General features: G+C 74.8%; 2 protein-coding genes and 1 pseudogene. All 3 read right to left on the bottom strand.

What is annotated here, in order from left to right; all coding sequences use genetic code 11:
- Positions 1-100 precede the first annotated feature (100 nt).
- A complete protein-coding gene (locus ABZ749_RS33950; RefSeq protein WP_357235197.1) occupies positions 101-1,573 on the bottom strand; it encodes an acetyl-CoA carboxylase biotin carboxylase subunit in 1,473 nt (490 codons plus the stop codon).
- A gap of 19 nt (positions 1,574-1,592) precedes the next feature.
- Entirely contained in the window at positions 1,593-2,123 is a 531-nt protein-coding gene (locus ABZ749_RS33945; protein WP_357235194.1) for a biotin/lipoyl-containing protein, read from the bottom strand.
- Positions 2,120-2,396, bottom strand: a pseudogene (locus ABZ749_RS33940) (acetyl-CoA carboxylase carboxyl transferase subunit beta); the annotation flags it as partial. The pseudogene ABZ749_RS33940 and the gene ABZ749_RS33945, both read right to left, overlap by 4 nt.

Below are 2,396 nucleotides of genomic sequence, written 5' to 3'. Positions count from 1 at the left end.
TTCTTCGACAGGCGCAGCGCCGGCTGCTGCGGCACCACCCCGGAGCACATCCGGGTGCTGGCCGAGCGGCTGCACGGCGTCGGGCGACCATGGGTGACGGTCATCGGGTCCTCCTGTGGGTTGCGTCGGGATCTGCGGCGGGCGCGGTGCGCGGTGCGGGGGTGGCCGTCGGCCCGGGAGCGGGCGCGGTGCGCGGTGCGGGGGTGGCCGTCGGCCCGGGAGCGGGCGCGGAGAGCAGACGGTCGACCAGGCCGGTGGTGTAGCGGCCCTTGCGGAATGCGGCGTCGTCGAGCACCCGCCGGACGAACGGGATGGTGGTGTGCACGCCCGGGCCGGCCACATCGAACTCGTCCAGGGCACGTTCCAGCCGGTTGAGGGCCAGCTCCCGGTCGGGTGCCCAGACGATCACCTTGGCGAGCAGCGAGTCGTACCAGGGACCGACCAGGTAACCGGCGCTGGCGTGGGTGTCCACCCGGGTGAACGGGCCACCGGGTGGGGTGAACCGCTCCAACCGGCCGGGGGTGGGGGCGAAGCCGCGCTCGGGGTCCTCGGTGTTGACCCGACACTCCACCGCAACGCCGTGCAGGCGGATCTCCTTCTGCCGCCACCGCAGCGGTACGCCGGCGGCGATGTGGAGTTGCTCGTGCACCAGGTCGATCCCGGTGACCATCTCGGTGACGGGATGCTCCACCTGGATCCGGCAGTTGATCTCCAGGAAGTGGAACTTCTCCTCGGCGTCGACAAGGAACTCCAGTGTGCCGGCGCCAACGAAACCGACCTCGAGGGCACCCCGCAGGGCGGTCTCGGCGATGGTGTCGAGAACGGCGGCGGGCAGCGCCGGCGCGGGCGCCTCCTCGACCAGTTTCTGGTGCCGGCGCTGCACCGAGCAGTCCCGGGTGCCCAGGTGCACCCCGTTGCCGTGGGCGTCGCAGAGCACCTGCACCTCGACGTGCCGCGCCTCGGTGAGGTAACGCTCGACGTACACCCGGTCGTCGCCGAAGGCTGCCTGCGCGGCGGCCCGGGTCCGGGTGTACGCCCGGCGCAGCTCGCCCGGGGTGCGCACCACTGTCATCCCCCGGCCCCCGCCCCCGGCGGCGGCTTTCACGATCACCGGGTAGCCGACGGTGTCGGCCACCTCGGCCGCCGCGGCGGCGGTCGGTACCGGCGCGACACTGCCCGGCGACAGCGGCAGGCCGGCGCGGCTCATCAGTGCGCGGGCCGAGGACTTGTCGGCCAGCGCGGCCATCACCGCCGCTGGCGGGCCGATGAACGTCAGCCCGTTGTCGGCACAGATCTCGGCGAAGTCGGCGTCCTCGGAGAGGAAGCCGTAGCCGGGGTGCACGGCCTGCGCCCCCACCTGCCGTGCCGCCTCCACGATGGCGGCCGCGTTGAGGTAGCTGCGCCGACTCGACGCCGGTCCGATCCGGACGGCCTGGTCGGCGAGGCGTACCGCCGCCGAGTCGGCGTCGGCGGCGGAGTAGACCACCGCCGTCCGGACGCCGAGCTCCTTGCAGGCGCGCAGCACCCGCAGCGCGATCTCGCCCCGGTTGGCGATCAGCACGGTCTCGAACATGGTCAACCACCCCGCGCCGTCATGCCGGATCCAGTTCGACGAGCGGCTGGTCGTACTCGACCGGCTGGCCGTCCTCGACGAGGATCGCGGCCACCCGGCCGGCCCGGTCGGCGGTCACCTCGTTCATCAGCTTCATCGCCTCGACGATGGCCACCGGCTGGCCGGGGCGGACCAGGTCGCCCACCGCGACGAACGGTGGCGCGCCCGGCTCCGGCGCCCGGTAGAAGGTGCCGACGATCGGTGCCCGCACCGAGGCACGGCCGGGCACCGGCGGCCGGAGCACCGCAGGGGCGGCGTTGGGCGTCGGACCAACCGCCGGTGCCGACTCGGCCCGGGGCAGGGGTACGTCCGGTCGGGTCGCCTCCTCGGGGTGCCACTCGACCTCCAGCACCGCCGGCCCGCTGCGCAGCCGGATCCGGCGCACCGGCCCGGCCAGCTCGGCGATCAGGTGCTGCGCCTGCCGGCGCAGCCCGGCGAGGGCCGCCTCGCCGTCCACAGCGACGTCGTCGGACGCGTCGACCGTCGACAGCGCCCCGTCGCCGGCCGTCATCGCAGGCCCGCCCGAGTGCCGACGCGGTTCGCGCCGAACCGTCGGAAGCGTTGCCGGCGCAGCCGGACCAGCATGGCCGGCGGCACGTCCAGCAGCGGCAGGAGGTTGGCCAGCAGGGCGGCACGCAACCGGTGGGCGGTCTCCGCCGGGTCGTCGTGCGCGGCGCTCGACGGCTCCGACACGACCTCGTCGACCACCCCGAGCCGGCGCAGGTCGGGCGCGGTCAGTCGCAGGGCGCGGGCGGCCTGCGGGGCCGCCGACCGGTCCGGCCAG

Source organism: Micromonospora sp. NPDC047753, from assembly GCF_040642735.1.
Classification (GTDB): domain Bacteria; phylum Actinomycetota; class Actinomycetes; order Mycobacteriales; family Micromonosporaceae; genus Micromonospora.
This window is presented reverse-complemented; position numbering and strand designations above follow the sequence as displayed.

Coding starts and splice junctions, on each gene's coding strand:
- ABZ749_RS33950 (WP_357235197.1), bottom strand. CDS start 1,573: ATGTTCGAGACCGTGCTGATCGCCAACCGGGGCGAGATCGCGCTGCGG.
- ABZ749_RS33945 (WP_357235194.1), bottom strand. CDS start 2,123: ATGACGGCCGGCGACGGGGCGCTGTCGACGGTCGACGCGTCCGACGAC.